Source organism: Marinobacter sp. Hex_13 (genome assembly GCF_001566815.1).
In the GTDB taxonomy this organism is placed as follows: domain Bacteria; phylum Pseudomonadota; class Gammaproteobacteria; order Pseudomonadales; family Oleiphilaceae; genus Marinobacter; species Marinobacter salarius.
The window spans coordinates 19221-35181 of sequence record NZ_LSMM01000063.1; the positions used below are offsets into that span (position 1 = coordinate 19221).

The window sequence follows — 15961 nt, forward strand, 5'->3', positions numbered from 1 at the left end:
CGGTTGTCAGCTCACCACCGGTACGTCGCTGTCTTCCTCTTCTTCCTGATCGGCCGACTCTTCTTCGGGCAGTGTGAAGCCCGCAACAGAGGACCGCAGTTCAGACGCCATTTCTGCCAGGTTACCGATAGACTTCGCGGTCGCGTTGGTACCGGAGGACGTCTGCGAGGTGATTTCCTGGATGACGTTCATGGTGTTGGAAATGTGCGCCGCAGAGGACGACTGCTGACGGGCGGCGTTGGAAATGTTCTGGATCAATTCCGCCAGGGACATGGATACGTTCTCGATTTCCTCGAGCGCAATACCCGCGTCCTGTGCCAGACGTGCACCACGGACCACCTCGGCGGTGGTGTGTTCCATGGAGATAACGGCTTCGTTGGTGTCTGACTGGATCGTCTTAACCAGTGCCTCAATCTGCTTGGTTGCTGCAGAGGAACGTTCCGCCAGTCGCTGAACTTCGTCCGCAACCACCGCGAAGCCTCGGCCTGCGTCACCGGCCATGGAGGCCTGGATCGCGGCGTTCAGGGACAGGATGTTGGTTTGGTCGGCGATGTCGTTGATCAGGGATACGATGTCACCGATTTCTTGGGAAGATTCACCCAGACGCTTGATCCGTTTGGAGGTTTCCTGGATCTGCTCACGGATGTTGTCCATGCCGCGGATGGTGTTCTGTACCACTTCCGCGCCTTTCTTCGCGATCGCAACCGACCGTTCCGCAACCGCGGAGGATTCAGCCGCGTTGGAAGATACCTGGTCGATGGACACGGCCATCTCGTTCACAGCGGCAGAGGCGCCGGCAATTTCCTGGGCCTGGTGCTCGGAAGCATCCGCCAGGTGCATTGCTGTGGCCTGGGTTTCCTGGGCGGCTGACGCTACCCGTACCGCAGTACCACGGATCGCCTGTACCAGTCCACGCATCTGGTCGATCGCGTAGTTGATGGAGTCGGCGATGGCGCCGGTAAAGTCCTCGGTAACCGTGGCCTCCGTGGTCAAGTCACCGTCCGCCAGGTCAGCCAGTTCGTCCAGCAGTCGCAGGATCGCGTTCTGGTTCTGCTCGTTCTGTTCCTGGGTCGTTGCCAGACGCTCCTGGGCTTCGCGGTAGAGCACCACACCGATCATCACAACGATACCGACCATCGCGGCCAGGATGATGAATGCTAGCGTGGGGCTGACGAAACGGGATCCGGCCTGGCCGGTGAATTTCTCGGACAGAACCGACAGTTCGTCCAGCAGAACCTGTGAGTTCTGGAAGATGTCGCTGGCCGCAGTACGCACCTTGAAGAGGTCGGGAGAGGCTTCAAGGATGGCGTCTACGTTCTGGGAAACGAATTCAAACAGTTCGCCAACGGCTTCCAGGCCGTAGATGGCATCTTCATCGTTTACCTGGGAGATGCCCATGGCCGGGTTGCCATTGACCTGGCCGTCTAGAACCCGGCCAAACAGGCTGGCGTCGCGGCCAAACCGGTCAGCGGCGATAACCGCGTCTTCGTCACCGGAAAGTACGTTGTTAACCGAGCGCACAATCCGTTCCGCCAGCAGGGACTGGCGCTGTGCCAGTGCGATCTGTTCAGCGGGTGCGTTGTTATCCAGCAGGATCTGAACGATGTCGTCGTATTCCACCTGCAACTGCGGAATGGTTTCGTTCAGGGTCCGTGCCACTTCGTGGAGGCCGAGTACCGCGTCCTGGGTGGACAGGATGCTGTCGGCGTTGTCACGAACCGATTCCCAGGTCGCCTGCACGTTGCTGTCCTGTGCAACCTCGCTTGGGGGCAGGCCGGTTTCCGGATTACCGTCAACTACATAGCCCCACAACCGTTCGAACTCGTCACGGGAACGTCGCAGTGCGTCGAAAGCTGACGCGGTACCACCGGCGGCTTCCGTCGCGTTTTTCGCGATTTCCTGAGACAGCACCCTCAGTTCGGCTGAGTGAGCGATGTATTCCTGATCGTTCTGGCTGTCCCGATTGATAATGAACAGCACCGCAACGAGCAGGACGGTCAATGCGATCAGCGCGGCAATCAGGCCGGCAACCAGTTTGTTGCCTCCCTGTCCCATACTGAGTCTTCCGGCTCTATTTTTCATTTTCTGGCTCCCGGCCTCTTCGTAATAGTGGCAAGTTTGTTTCTGCGGGCGTTGGGCAGGCGGGAAGATGTTCCTGCCAATGTCACCACCCTTACCATTGCGCTACATCCAGGAAGCGTTCGTCACCGAGAAGCTCGGCGGCGGAAAACACTTTCCAGACTTCCTCGTTACGCTCGTAGCCGCCATTCACAAACGGCTGAACGCTTGCAGGCACATCCTGTGGCGATGCCACGAAGCTGTCCACTGCGAAATACTGCATGCCTGAGACGCTGTCGACCACCAGGCCACTGAATACGTCCCCCTGTTCGACAACCAGCACCCTGCGTTCGCGGGTGCTGCGAGAAGAACGGGGAACTTCAAAAAAGCCGGCAAGGTCGACCAGTGGCAGGAGGCGGCCACGCACGTTGGCAGCGCCCATCATAAACGGATGAACCCCCGGTATGTGGGTATAGCGGGGGACATGGAGAATTTCAGTGACTTCACCCATGGGCGCTACGTAACGCTCACCCGCCAGAACAAATCCGATTCCGTTCCAGAGTTCAACGGCTTCCTGTTGTTCCGGCAGACCGGCAGCCATGGCACGGCTGCGTCGGGCGATATCCGTCAGAACGGCAAAAGGGGCGGCCTGGGCGGACATGCTTACTCCACGGTTGGGGATCAGGCAATCAGGCTATTGATTGTTTTGATCAGGTCGTCTTCAACGACAGGTTTGACGAGGTAACCCTTTGCACCCTGGCGTGTTCCCCATACGCGGTCTGTTTCCTGATCCTTGGTGGTGACAATCACCACCGGAATGGAAGCGGTTTCCGGGGCGCGGGTCAATTGACGAGTTGCCTGGAAGCCGTTCAGGCCGGGCATGACGACGTCCATCAGGACCAGATCTGGTGTTTCAGCGCGTGCCTTGGCAACGCCGTCGGCGCCGTTGTCAGCGGTCAGCACTTCGTGCTTGTGCTTTTCCAGAATGGTCGAGATTTTCTTAACCTCGGTCGGGGAATCATCAACAATCAGAATGCGGGCCATGGTGTCCTCAATAGTTCTTTGCTGCAGCAGTTTTATTGTTCCGCCTGGGGAACATACTGGCGAATCGTGTTTAGAAGCTCGTCCTTGCTGAACGGTTTGGTCAGATACTGGTCTGAACCGACAATCCGGCCTTTGGCCTTGTCGAACAGTCCGTCTTTACTGGAGAGCATGATGACCGGCGTCTTTTTGAAAGAGGAGTTGTTCTTGATCAGTGCGCAGGTCTGGTAGCCGTCCAACCGGGGCATCATGATATCGACGAAAATGATATTGGGTTGGGAATCGGCGATTTTCGCCAGAGCGTCAAAGCCATCCGTTGCGGTAATGACTTCGCAACCGACTTTCTTAAGAAGGGTTTCGGCGGTGCGACGAATGGTCTTGCTGTCGTCGATCACCATAATCTTCAGATTCTCGAAGTTGTCATCCATTGTCCAACTGCCTTGCGCTCAGCGACTGTCGTTATTTTCAACCGGGGTTTTTAACACAAACATTAACGATGTTCTATAAATCCCGCTCATTTATAGAGTATTGGCGGCCGGATAAAAAGTATAACTTTGTGACCAAATGTACTTCTGCCCGGAAAGTCACGTAATTGATACGGGATTTCTCCGGATGCATTCGCGGCTCGGGTACAATACCATCTGTGTCCACAGCATAGCACTTATTCCCAGGATCGCTCTGCAGACCGGTTCGTGTTTTCAACCTTTTACCTGGCGAGGCAATATGACAGTCCGACTCGGCATCGTGATGGACCCCATCGAAAAGATCCATTTCAAGAAAGACAGCTCTCTGGCCATGTTGCTGGCGGCGCAGAAGCGGGGCTGGGAAATCGAGTACATGGAGCTACCGGACCTGTACCTCAAGGGCGGACAGGCGAGGGCGCGAACCCGTGACCTGACCGTACACCTGGACCCACAAGACTGGTTCGGTTTCGGTGGCGCCCAGGACCGGGCGCTTGGTGATCTTGACGTCATCCTGATGCGTCAGGACCCACCGGTGGACCGGGAGTTCCTGATGGCCACGTTCATTCTGGAAATTGCCGAGCAGCAGGGCGCCCTGGTGGTCAATCCGGCTTCCACGCTGCGGGATTGTAACGAAAAGCTGTTCGCCGCCCAGTTTGAGGACTGCACGCCGCCGTTGATCGTTACCCGCTCGGCTGAGCGACTCAAGGAATTCTACGCCGAGCATGGTGATGTCATCATGAAACCGGTGGACGGTATGGGCGGGCGCTCCATCTTCCGGGTCAAGGAAAACGATGACAACCTTGGGGTGATTATTGAAACCCTGACCAACTATGGCGCCCACCAGGCCATGGCGCAGAAATACATACCCGAGATCAAGCAGGGCGATAAACGCATCCTGCTGATCGACGGCGAGCCGATTCCCTACGCGCTTGCGCGTATCCCCTCGCAGGGTGAAAATCGTGGAAACCTGGCCGCTGGCGGGCGAGGAGAGGGTCGTGAACTCACGGTACGCGATCGGGAGATCTGTGACCGCGTGGCGCCAGTGCTCAAGGAAAAAGGGCTCATTTTTGTCGGCATCGACGTCATCGGTGACTACCTCACTGAAATCAATGTCACCAGTCCCACCTGTATTCGGGAACTGGATGCCGCCTACGACATCGATATTTCCAGCCAGTTGCTGGATGCCATCGAGCGCCGTCTGAAATAATGACCTCCAGCCAGGTCTAACCGAGGGTAAATAGCAGGAATGGCAGTACAGGTCAGCGATTTTGATCGGTTTTCGTTCACGCTCTTCATGGCGCTGGCGCTCCACGCCATCGTGGTGCTGGGTATTACCTTTGCGCCCGAGTCTCCGCGCTCCTCGGCTCAGACCATGGAAATCACACTTTCCCAGTTTGACGACGAAACCGATCCGGAGGAGGCTGATTTCCTGGCCCAGACCAGCCAGAAAGGCAGTGGTACCGAGGATGAGCCGGTGGAAATGACCACGCCGCAGCCTTCCGACGTCAGCCAGCCGGAGTTCGCTGAGGTTCAGCCGGAACCTCCGTCTCGTGTTGAGCCCAGGCAAGAACAGGAACAGCCGGTGGTGCAGACACAGGCTCAGAATGAACGCCAGGTATCAGAGCCCTCGGCAGCGGAACCAACATCGGAAGAGCCGCTACCAGTGAAGGAAAAGAAAAGCCTGATGGAGCGCAGCCTGGAAATTGCCAGTCTGGAGGCGCGGTTTGATCAGCAGCGCAGGGCCTACGCCAAGAAACCCCGGGTCATGCGGGTAACCGCGGCCTCGACGTTGAAATCGACCAACGCCTGGTACGTTCAGAACTGGGTCAGCAAGGTAACCCGTGTCGGCAATATCAACTATCCTACCGAGGCCAGGCGAGCCGGAATCTATGGCACTCTGCGGATGCTGGTTTCCATGAGGGAGGATGGCACAATAAAGGAACTGGCTATACTCGAATCATCTGGCAGTAGTGTGCTTGATGATGCGGCAATACGCATCGTGAGAATGGCAGCACCTTTCGCGCCTTTCCCGGATGAGATGCGAGAGAATGTCGATGAACTGGAAATTATCCGCACCTGGGTATTCGAACGGCGGGGGCTGACATCGGGATGACAGCATCAAAACACTCTCCACACAGTCTGCGGCACCAGTTTCTGGTGGCGTCTCCTTATTTGCAGGATCCACGTTTCCACGGTGCAGTGATCTATCTGTGCGAGCATTCGGATGAAGGCGCCCTGGGGCTGACGGTGAACCACCCTCTGGACATCCACCTGGGGGAAATTCTGGAGCAGCTGGACATGGAGGGTGGCGAGCTCGACGTGCCAGTATACGGAGGCGGCCCGGTTCAGCCCGAGCGCGGGTTTGTGCTGCATTCCCCGGACGCAGGCTGGCAGAACACTGCGCAGGTGGCTGACGACGTCTTGCTGACCACCTCCCGTGACGTGCTGTCTGACATTGGTGCAGGCAGGGGGCCGAAGAATTACCTCGTGTGCCTGGGCTATGCCGGCTGGAGTGAGGGACAGCTGGAAGAAGAGCTCTCCAGCAACGCCTGGCTGACCTGCCCCGCCACCGCCGATATCCTGTTCAGGACACCCTGGGAAGACCGGTATCAGGCCGTGCTCAAGCTTATTGGCATTGATCTCAACCAGCTCAGTGAGTTTGTGGGCCATGCCTGAGGCTGGCAACCGGCGTGTAATGGCGTTTGATTTTGGTACCCGCCGGATCGGTGTGGCCAGTGGTCAGGAAATTCTGGGGACTGGCAAGCCTCTGACCATGCTGCCGGCCCGTGATGGGGTTCCCGACTGGGAACAGATTGGTCGGCTGTTGAAAGAATGGCAGCCGGACCGGGTGCTGGTCGGCCTGCCCCTGAACATGGATGACACTGAAAATGACATGTGTGCACGGGCGCGGAAATTTGGCAAACGCCTGCATGGTCGCTTTCACGTCGAGGTTGAGATGGTGGACGAACGTCTCACCAGTTTTGAGGCCAAGGGCGATGTAATGGCGTCCGGTGGCAGCCGTGATTTCGGTCGCGATGGCGTCGATGACCGCGCCGCCGTTCTGATTCTGGAAACCTGGTTTCACCAGCAGGAGTCTCGTTCGTCCTGACCGGGCCCGGGCTGCTGACTATGGGGATTTAAATGACTGCATTGCTTGAAATCGACCGGCTGCTGGATGACCTGGAAGCTGGCCTGCGCAAGAAACTGGAAGAGCGGGGCGTAACCTCCCCGGCGCTCATTGGCATTCGTACCGGTGGTGTCTGGCTGGCGGATGTCATGAGTAAACGCCTGGGTCTCCAGGAACCCTGGGGGGAACTGGATATTTCCTTCTACCGTGACGACTTCAGCCGCATAGGGCTGAACCCGAAAGTGAAGCCCTCCAGCCTGCCGTTCAGCACCGAAGACCGAGACATTATCCTGATCGATGACGTGATCATGAGCGGCCGTACCATTCGCGCGGCCATGAATGAAATCTTCGATTATGGCCGGCCGGCGAGTATCATCCTCGCCACGTTGGTGGATCTGGGCGCTCGGGAGCTGCCCGTTCAGCCAGATGTAACCGGACGGGTGCTTGCCCTGCAGTCGCATCAGCGTGTCAAACTGCGCGGGCCGGACCCACTGCACATAGAACTCCAGGAAACAGGCCACTAATCAGCGAACGCATAACATCAACAGGCGACCCATGACGGCAACCGATCCCTCACAAACCTCCCTGCAGCTGACCGCGGACGGCCAGTTACGCCATTTCCTGACCCTCGACGGTCTGAACCGCGCGCTGCTGACGGAAATCCTGGATACCGCGGATTCGTTTATCGAAGTGGGGGAGCGCAGCATCAAGAAGGTGCCACTGCTGCGGGGTCGCACCGTGGTCAACCTGTTCTTCGAATCCAGTACCCGCACCCGCAGCACCTTCGAACTGGCTGCCAAACGGCTGTCAGCCGACGTGCTCAATCTGGACATCAACACGTCCGCAACGTCCAAGGGCGAATCCTTGTCGGACACACTGCTGAACCTGGAAGCCATGGCCAGCGATATGTTCGTGGTGCGCCATTCCCAGAGTGGTGCCCCCCATTTTATCGCCGAGAGCGTTACCCCTGGAGTTGCCATTATTAATGCCGGCGACGGCCGCCACGCCCACCCAACCCAGGCCATGCTGGACATGCTCACCATTCGCCAGCACAAGGGCGGATTTGAAGGCCTGAAAGTGGCGATTGTCGGTGATGTGCTGCACTCGAGGGTGGCCCGTTCCCAGATTCGTGCCCTGAATGAACTGGGCGCTGCTGAAGTGCGCGTTATTGCGCCCGCCACCCTGCTACCAAGGGACGTTGAGAGCCTGGGGTGCACTGTGGAATATGACATGACCCGGGGTATGAAGGATCTGGACGTGGTGATCATGCTGCGCCTTCAGAAAGAGCGCATGGAGGGTGCACTGCTGCCCAGCGAACGCGAGTTTTACCGGCTCTACGGCCTGAATCAGGAGAAGTTGGCGCTGGCCCATCCTGAATGCATCGTCATGCACCCGGGGCCGATCAACCGGGGTGTGGAAATCGAGTCCGCAGTCGCCGACGGGCCACAATCCGTGATCCTCAATCAGGTCACTAACGGTATCGCCATTCGTATGGCGGTGATGTCCATGGCCATGGGAGGTCAGATGGCCGAGCGCAGTCGCAAACTGGCGGGGAGGGCCCGGGGATGAGCAGCCTTAAGATTATCGGTGGCCGCCTAGCCGACACCAACGCTGAAACCACCGTTCTGGTCCGTGACGGGCGAATCGCCGCCCTGGGTGAAGCGGCCGAAAAGGAACCCGCCGACCACGATTTCGACGCCACAGGCTGCCTCCTGACACCCGGATTTGTGGATCTGTGCTGCAACCTGCGTGAGCCGGGCAACGGCCAGAAAGGCAATATTGCCTCGGAAAGCCTCGCCGCCGCTCATGGCGGCTTCACAACCCTGTGTGCCTCACCGGACACCTCGCCGGTCAATGACTCCGGCGCGGTGACCAACCTGATCCTGGACGTGGCCGCGAAGCGCTCTTCGGTGCGGGTATTGCCGGTTGGCGCAATAACCCGTGGCCTGGAAGGCGAACTGCTCAGTGACATGGCCGGCCTGGCCGGTGCTGGCTGTATCGCACTGGGCAATGGAGCCCGCCCGGTGAAAAATGCCAGAGTGTTGCGCCGTTGTATGGCCTATGCCCGGACATTTGGCCTGACGGTGATGTTCAGCCCCGAGAACCAGGCGCTGGCAGCGGACGGCTACGCCCACGACGGCCTGGTGGCTTCGCGGTTGGGCCTGCTGGGTATCCCGGAGGTGGCGGAAACCGCCGCGATCATGGAAATGCTGTTGTTGGCGGAGGAAACCGGGGTTCGACTGCACCTTGGCCAGCTTTCCTGTGCCCGCAGCGTGGAAATGCTGGCCGATGCCCGCAAACGTGGCATTGCAGTGACCGCCGATGTGGCCATGCACCAGTTGATGTTCACCGAGGACGCCCTGTCAGGATTCGACAGCCGCTATCACGTGCGACCGCCACTGCGCTCTGAAAAAGACCGCCAGGCGTTGCTCGGCGGTGTGCGGGATGGCGTGATCGACGCCATCACCAGCCAGCACCAGCCCCACGATTCCGCTGCCAAACAGGCGCCTTTGGCGGCGACGGAACCGGGCCTGTCCACCATCGAAAGCACGCTGTCTATGGGGTTGTTGCTGGTCGAACGTGGCGAGCTGGACATGGCTAGCCTGATCCGCTCGCTGACTGGTGGCCCGGCTGAAGTGATTGGCCGTTCTGCCGAGCTCCGGCAGGGTGCGGTTGCAGACCTGTGTGTGTTTGACCCCGATGCCACCTGGGTTCCCAACGACAGCAGCCTCAGCTCTGTTGGGCGTCATGTGCCGCTGCCAGGAAAGGCCCTCCCGGGCGTTGTTCGCCTGACTCTGTGCGATGGGCGGCAGGCGTGGCCTCAATCTGACCTGTAGCTCCCGCCTTCATATCGCTTCATATTGGCAAAGTGTGGCAGAGGTTGCGTAACCTCTGTCGAGCCCGTCACAGTTCCTTACCTTTTTGCCCCAGAGCCCTTGAAGACAGGCACCTGTGCCAACGTATTCTTACCATCGCCGGCATAGTCTCGGCGAAGGAATGCGGTGACCTGTGCACATGTGGATGTGCCGTCGCCCAACAATAATAATTCAGGAGTCATCCCCGTGAAATCAGTCAACCTCCCGCGAAAGGCCACTGCGGTGGCAGCCCTGTGTGCCACTCTTGCGTTGTCGCCGTTCGTCCAGGCGGAATCAGACATCATGGAGCGAAGCTTCTGTGTGTTTGATCCGGTCGGTGCCAACGGTCCCCTGTTTGCCATTACCAAAACCTTCCAGCCGGTAGCCCTTAAGGAAGGTATCAAGCTGGACCTGCGTGCTTATACCGACGAGAAAGTCGCGGCCGAGGACTTCAAGGCCGGGCAGTGCGATGCGGTTTTGCTCACCGGTACCCGTGCCCGCGAATTCAACAAGTTTACCGGTACCCTGGAAGCCATGGGCGCTGTGCCCGGTGAAGAGGAAATGCGGCTGCTGTACAACACCCTCAGCCAGGAAAAGGCACGCCCGTTCCTGATTGACGGTGACTACGAAGTGGCTGGCGTATTCCCCGGTGGCGCGGTGTATCTCCACACCCGGGATCGGGCCATTGATTCAGTGGAAAAACTTCAGGGCAAGCGCATTGCCACGCTGGATTTCGATACCGCGTCCGTGCGCATGGTGCGCCACGTAGGGGCATCTGTAGTGGGCTCCAACTCCGCCAACTTTGCTGGCAAATTCAACAACGGCAGTGTTGACCTGGCCTACGCTCCGGCGGTTGCTTATTCGCCCCTGGAACTCTACAAGGGCGTGAACCCGAACGGTGGCGTATTCAAGTACGCCCTGGCCTATATGAACTTCCAGGTGATCATCCACCGAGACCGCTTCCCGGACGACGCCGGCCAGATGGTGCGTGACCAGGCCATCAAGCGTATTGACGAGGCCTATGAAATCATTGCCGAAGCCGAAGCCGGTATCCCCGACGACATCTGGATGCATCCGCCACAGGAAGACGTTGCCGAATACGACAAGATGCTGCGCAAGGTGCGGTTGTCGTTGCTGGAAGATGGTGTCTACGACGAGCGTGCGATCAGTCTGATGAAGGCGATTCGCTGCCGGGTGGACGGTGCCCGTTCCGAGTGCGCCTCCTGAGCCGACAATGAAAGGGGCCCGGGCGGGCCCCGGTTATCGCTTTAACGGATGGAGTCTTTCAGTGCCTTACCTGCCTTGAAGCCGACAGTTTTGCTGGCGGGTATCTTGATGGTTGCACCCGTTTGAGGGTTACGGCCATCCCGAGCCTCACGGCTGCGGATGTTGAAGGTGCCGAAGCCAATCAGAGTGGTGTCTTCGCCACGGGCCGCGGCGGCGGAAATCTGGTCAGTAACAGCGGTAATGACTTCGCTGGCTTTGTCCCGGGACAGTCCGGTTTTATCCGCAACGGCGGCGGCAAGTTCAGGTTTGCGCATCAGGTACTCCTTTTTGTCGTTTTTGGTCACTGGCCGACGGATGCGACGCCGTCGGCTGATCAAAGCTATAGCGGTTTGCGGGCCAATGTGCAAACCGGCAATTGAAATGCATTTGAAGCGCCGTTTCCATTTGCGGGATGTGTCTCATAAAAACAGGGAGTTGTCGGCGATAATGCCGATTCGGTTACAAACCGTAACAGATTGTGAGTGCGGCCCTGGCCTGGTGACACTCCGGTTCTGAACCAACGCTCCGAACAACAAAAACGCAGAAGAGTAGAAGGTACAACGTTATGACGAGTATTCAGAAACCTGTCAGTCAGGCTCATCGGGGCAATACACGTTTCCGTAGTGCAATGGCCGCTGTGCTTGCCAGTGTGGTTTTGAGTGGTTGTGGTGTCGTCAACAACATGATCTATAAAACCACCGGCGACGTGATGCAGGGCTTTTCCCGCAATCACACCGTGCCCTATCTACTGGAAAGTGACGACCTCGCCATGGGGTGCGCCATGAGTGAGGCCACCGCGCCCCTGCTGATGTCTTTTGGCCGGGTTACCAGTGAACCTGACCAACTGGCGGTGATGCTGTACCTCTCGGCTGGCGGGTGTGCAGAGGAGCAGGCACGGGAACACGAACTGGATGGTCTGGCCGCCCTGCGTGCGATGGACGCGGAAGAAGCGGAAGACGCCATGATTCGCCAGAAGCGCGCGCTTTCCCTGGCCGCCAAACGCTATCACCGGGGCTGGAAGCACCATAACGCCTTCTATGGCAAACCCGATGCAGGTGAGTGCCCTGATTTCGATGACGACCTGGGCGAGTTCATCTACATGGCGGGCTTGTTGTCGGGCTTGCAGGCCCTGAACGCTGAAATTCAGTCCACCTCGTCCATTGGCGTCCCCAAGAACATCGGCTCCACGGTTTCTCGCGCGACCCGTTGTCTGGAAAACGACAAATGGTGGGGGGCTCCCATGGCACTGCGTGCGACGGTCTGGGCAATGATTCCTGGAGCACTGCCAGAGGGCGAGGATCCTTTTGAGCGGCTGGAAATTGCCGACGCGCAGGGCGAGGAAGCCGGTGTCAGGATCAGCCACGTGTTCCACGCCATCGCGGCCCAGAACAAAGGTGACGAAGAACGCCTTCGCGATGTGATCCGTAGCCACGCTCAGGCCATCGAGGAAACACCAGCGAACGAGGAGTGGGTCTTTGTCGATGCGATGGCCACGGACATGATTGTGGCGATCTCCGATCGGCTGTGGATGGAAAATACCGGGCACCGGACGCCCATGGGGCAACTGGGTACCTTCTGGGACGACGAGAAGGAAGCGGTCGAAACCATGGATCTGGACGATCTGCTGTAAATCAATGTTCCCAGAGTGAGCTGTTATGTCCCAGGGTGGTTTTCGACGTAATGGGTTGGAGTGGTTGTCCTCTCTGCCGGCCTGTCTGCTTTTGCTGTCGGTGGTGCTGTTCTCCACCAGTAGCGACATCCACAATCAGATGCTGCGTGGCGGCGAGCAATTGTGGAGCGGCTACTACAAGCTGAGAGTCGACCCGGTACAACCCACCTGTGACCCGAACGTGGACATCGACGCCGCCGTTCAGGAAGAGTTGGCGAAAGAGGGCTCCGACAATCCCATGGCGGCCCTGCTGGGAGAGTCGGAAAAGGACCCGGATGAAGTTCGCCTGGCCATTGAACGTTCGGTGGCGGATTGCCGCCAGAGCTACCAGAGTTACGAGAACCTCAAAGACAAGCTTACTCCCGGCGTAAAAGCCTACCGGGCAGTGGAGCTGTTTGTGGCCGACCTGATTGCCTTCGGCCTGGAGTCCCAGCGCTACATACTGGTGATCCTGGTAATGCTGTGCGCGGTGACCGCCACCCTGACTCGCCACCACATTGCCATGCGGGCCATGGAAACCCGCCTGGACTACATGGTTTCCCACACGCTGCAGACCGTCGCCAATGCCATGCTCCTGGGGTCCAGCGTGATCTTCCGCCAGTCTAGTTTTGGCGCCGACACCACCATGTCGTCCGATGAGCTGTTGCTCCATAACCTGTGGATTACCGGTTTTGCCGCATTGACGCTCACCAGCCTGTATCGGCTCGTCAGGGTGCCGGATGACCTGAGGGAAGGCGGCGATCTGAACAAGGCCTTCCTGGCGGTGCCTCTCTATACCGTCATGTGCCTTATCTCGGGGACTTACTTTGCGCTGATTGGTCACGCCTCCGGTATCGGTATCTATCTGGGCAAAATGATGGAGCTCTCCGACATGTTCCTGAACGTCGGGCTTTACGTGTGGGTAGGCATGATGCTGAAGCAGACGCGCCTGGCCACCCTGGTGTTCAATGTCTTCCGGCCCTGGCGCATGCCACCTGAAATGCTTGCTGTTGTAGCGGTGTTGGTGGCTGCGGTGCCCACTGCCTACACTGGCGCGTCGGGGATCTTTGTCATTGCGGCCGGCGCGGTTATTTACAGCGAACTACGCGCTGCCGGCGCCCGCCGTCATCTGGCCCTGGCGGCAACCGCCATGTCCGGGTCCATGGGTGTGGTCCTGAGGCCCTGCCTGCTGGTGGTGGTCATTGCCTACCTGAACCGGGAAGTCACCACCGACGAGTTGTTTGGTTGGGGTATATGGGTGTTCGTGCTCACCGCGACCATGTTCACGGTGGTGGCCCTCACGGTGAACCGTCAGAGCAAGTTCAATCTGGCTCCGGCCTCCACGGCCTTTCCACCCATGATGTCAGCGTTGAAGCATCTGATCCCTTATGCGCTGGTCATCGCTGCGGTGGTACTGCTGTACCGTTTTGCACTGGATGTGCAGATGGATGAATTCTCTGCCCCTCGGCTGTTACCGGTGATCATGCTGGCCATCCTGCTGTACGAACATGTCAGCCTGAAAAACCGCAAAGGCCGGGCCAGTGGCGAGATCAATCACCAGGGCCTGGAACGCAGCTTGCGCTCGGCCACCAACGACACCACGGCGGAAATCGGCGCGCTGTTGCTGCTGCTGGGTTTGTCGGTCAGTATCGGCGGGGTGATCGAACGCTCCCATATTATGGGAACCTTCCCCCAGGCATTCGACAGTGCCTGGTCTGCCATGCTGCTGATGGTGCTGATCCTGGTGGTGTTGGGCATGATCATGGACGCCTTCGGCGCCGTTATCCTGGTGACCGCCACCGTGGCCACCATCGCCTACAGCAGTGGCATACACCCGATTCACTTCTGGATGGTGACCCTGGTCGCCTTCGAGCTGGGTTACCTGAGCCCGCCGGTGGCGCTAAACCACCTGTTGACGAGGCAGGTTGTCGGGGAAGCGGAAGTGCTGGCAGCACAGCAGGAAGAGGGCACCTTCTACCAGCGCCACGAGCGTATCATCATGCCACTGATTGCCATGGGCATTTCACTGGTACTGGTAGCGTTTGTGCCACTGCTGTTCTACGCCTGAGTGTGAGGGGTCAAACTGGCTCTGCGGTCCGGTGTTCGCCACGCAGAAGCGTAACGTCGGCCCTGGGCGGTGCACCGAACAGGCGGCTGTACTCGCGGCTGAAATGCGAAGGGCTTTCGTAACCCACCCGATAGCTGGCGGTGGCAGCCTCAAGCCCCTCGGTCAGCATCAGGCGCCGGGCCTCATGCAGACGCAGCTTCTTCTGGAACTGCAGTGGCGACATCCGGGTCACCTGCTTGAAACTATGGTACAGGGTGGATTCGCTCATATTGGCCGCTTCCGCCAGTTCACTGATTCGTAGCGGTTCGGCGTAATGATCCTTCAACGTCGAGATAACCGTGGAAATGCGGTGTGCCTGGGAATCAGCGGCCGCAAACTTACGCATCCGTGACCCCATCTCGCCAATCAGAGCGCGATAAATGATTTCCCGCCGAGCCAGGGGTGCCAGAATAGGAATATCACCGGGCGAATCCAGCAGGCTGAGCAGCCGGTAGAGCGCGCTCTGCATCCGTTCATCCATCGACGACATACACAGGCCGCATTGCACCTCCGGGCAGGATTCGGTCGGGTGCAGCGGGGGTGCCTTGTCACCCAGTTCGAGCACCAGCTCCGCCACTTCCTGAGGGTCTACCTTGAGCTTTACCGCCAGATAGGGGTGTTCCTCCGAGGCATCAACAATTCGCCCCAGTACAGGCAGGTGGACTGAACTGGCCAGATAGGACAGGGGCTGGTAGGTGATCTCGCGGTCACCCAATTGGATGGTCTTGGTGCCCTGAATCACGAAACACAATGAAGGTTCATAGACACTGGAACCGCAGCTGGACGGTTCGTTGCAGCGTATCAATTCCAAGCCATCAATGGCTGAACCCTGAATGCCCTGGTGTGTCGTCCATTGACTGGCGACACGGGCGAGCTGTTGCTGCAGATTGAGCGTGAGATTTCCGGAAATCTCAGGAACGTTGGCAGTCATCGGTGGGTCTCCCTTTGGCGGCAGTATAATCCTTCATAACCTGAACTGTACGGGTTCTCAGGCATTTTCTGCAGGATCAGGCAATGACCACGCAGAAATTGGCAACCCGGCCTCTCCGGCATAAACCATGCCGGCAGAATCGGGCAAGCTTCCCGCAGTAACCCGATACCGCTTTATGCCTTCCACTGGATATTGTTGTGCTCCCGTTGGGTAAACATTACCCGATCCGATTAACCGGCGCTATGTCGCCCATAGCCAGCATCTCGATTCAAGGTTATTGACCTCAAGTTAACTTGAGGAAATAAGCTTCGTGTCGAATTCGTTTTACCCCAAGCGACTTAACAAGCGATCCAACCGATTACTTGGCAAAAACGGGAACGCCCACAAGGTGAACCCGATAGCGGAGCGAGAAACCATGGAAAGTCTGACTGCAAAACCGTTCAGAGGGTCTGGCCGTTTACTGG

Annotated in this window: 16 protein-coding genes; 10 read left to right on the top strand and 6 right to left on the bottom strand. The window is 58.4% G+C overall.

From position 1 onward, the window contains the following. Positions 1-6 precede the first annotated feature (6 nt). The 4 genes from AXW11_RS16015 to pilG all read right to left on the bottom strand — a co-directional run bounded on the left by AXW11_RS16015 (position 7) and on the right by pilG (position 3527). Positions 7-2082, bottom strand: a complete 2076-nt coding sequence (locus AXW11_RS16015; protein ID WP_036211383.1) for a methyl-accepting chemotaxis protein — start codon at positions 2080-2082, stop codon at positions 7-9. A gap of 91 nt (positions 2083-2173) precedes the next feature. Continuing rightward, a complete protein-coding gene (locus AXW11_RS16020) occupies positions 2174-2719 on the bottom strand; it encodes a chemotaxis protein CheW (protein WP_007154226.1) in 546 nt (181 codons plus the stop codon). 20 nt (positions 2720-2739) lie between these two features. Beyond that, positions 2740-3102, bottom strand: a complete 363-nt coding sequence (gene pilH / locus AXW11_RS16025) for a twitching motility response regulator PilH (RefSeq protein ID WP_007154227.1) — start codon at positions 3100-3102, stop codon at positions 2740-2742. A gap of 32 nt (positions 3103-3134) precedes the next feature. Next, on the bottom strand, positions 3135-3527 hold the full coding sequence (gene pilG / locus AXW11_RS16030) for a twitching motility response regulator PilG (RefSeq protein WP_007154228.1): 393 nt from the start codon (positions 3525-3527) through the stop codon (positions 3135-3137). Between the two features lie 295 nt (positions 3528-3822). Between pilG and gshB the strand changes: the two genes are divergently transcribed. The 8 genes from gshB (at position 3823) to AXW11_RS16070 (ending at position 10772) form a co-directional block, all read left to right on the top strand. Beyond that, positions 3823-4770: a glutathione synthase gene (gene gshB, locus AXW11_RS16035; RefSeq protein ID WP_075194698.1), complete on the top strand. Its 948-nt coding sequence runs from the start codon at positions 3823-3825 to the stop codon at positions 4768-4770. Positions 4771-4809: 39 nt separating this feature from the next. Then, entirely contained in the window at positions 4810-5676 is an 867-nt protein-coding gene (locus AXW11_RS16040; protein WP_075194699.1) for an energy transducer TonB, read from the top strand. Further along, positions 5673-6239 (top strand): YqgE/AlgH family protein, encoded by a 567-nt coding sequence (locus tag AXW11_RS16045; RefSeq protein ID WP_036211379.1) that lies wholly within the window; start codon positions 5673-5675, stop codon positions 6237-6239. The genes AXW11_RS16040 and AXW11_RS16045 overlap by 4 nt, the downstream gene beginning before the upstream one ends. Next, the gene (ruvX, locus tag AXW11_RS16050; protein WP_041333003.1) at positions 6232-6672 is read left to right on the top strand and encodes a Holliday junction resolvase RuvX; all 441 of its coding nucleotides are present in this window, start codon (positions 6232-6234) and stop codon (positions 6670-6672) included. The genes AXW11_RS16045 and ruvX overlap by 8 nt, the downstream gene beginning before the upstream one ends. Positions 6673-6704: 32 nt before the next feature. After that, the gene (gene pyrR / locus AXW11_RS16055; RefSeq protein ID WP_036211374.1) at positions 6705-7214 is read left to right on the top strand and encodes a bifunctional pyr operon transcriptional regulator/uracil phosphoribosyltransferase PyrR; all 510 of its coding nucleotides are present in this window, start codon (positions 6705-6707) and stop codon (positions 7212-7214) included. Between the two features lie 31 nt (positions 7215-7245). Then, complete coding sequence (locus AXW11_RS16060; RefSeq protein WP_075194700.1) at positions 7246-8259, top strand: aspartate carbamoyltransferase catalytic subunit; 1014 nt, start codon at positions 7246-7248, stop codon at positions 8257-8259. Continuing rightward, positions 8256-9527 (top strand): dihydroorotase, encoded by a 1272-nt coding sequence (locus AXW11_RS16065; RefSeq protein WP_075194701.1) that lies wholly within the window; start codon positions 8256-8258, stop codon positions 9525-9527. The genes AXW11_RS16060 and AXW11_RS16065 overlap by 4 nt, the downstream gene beginning before the upstream one ends. A gap of 321 nt (positions 9528-9848) precedes the next feature. Beyond that, positions 9849-10772: a putative solute-binding protein gene (locus AXW11_RS16070; protein WP_226910031.1), complete on the top strand. Its 924-nt coding sequence runs from the start codon at positions 9849-9851 to the stop codon at positions 10770-10772. Positions 10773-10813: 41 nt separating this feature from the next. Here the strand turns inward: AXW11_RS16070 and AXW11_RS16075 are convergent, their stop codons facing one another. Next, positions 10814-11086: an HU family DNA-binding protein gene (locus AXW11_RS16075; protein ID WP_036211361.1), complete on the bottom strand. Its 273-nt coding sequence runs from the start codon at positions 11084-11086 to the stop codon at positions 10814-10816. Positions 11087-11376: 290 nt separating this feature from the next. Between AXW11_RS16075 and AXW11_RS16080 the strand changes: the two genes are divergently transcribed. Together AXW11_RS16080 and AXW11_RS16085 are read left to right on the top strand one after the other, a co-directional pair. Further along, the gene (locus AXW11_RS16080; RefSeq protein WP_075194702.1) at positions 11377-12441 is read left to right on the top strand and encodes a hypothetical protein; all 1065 of its coding nucleotides are present in this window, start codon (positions 11377-11379) and stop codon (positions 12439-12441) included. A gap of 25 nt (positions 12442-12466) precedes the next feature. Further along, a complete protein-coding gene (locus AXW11_RS16085; RefSeq protein ID WP_075194703.1) occupies positions 12467-14527 on the top strand; it encodes a TRAP transporter large permease subunit in 2061 nt (686 codons plus the stop codon). A gap of 10 nt (positions 14528-14537) precedes the next feature. On the opposite strand, the gene AXW11_RS16090 is transcribed toward AXW11_RS16085, so the two are convergent. Next, on the bottom strand, positions 14538-15497 hold the full coding sequence (locus AXW11_RS16090) for an AraC family transcriptional regulator (RefSeq protein WP_036211352.1): 960 nt from the start codon (positions 15495-15497) through the stop codon (positions 14538-14540). Positions 15498-15961 lie beyond the last annotated feature (464 nt).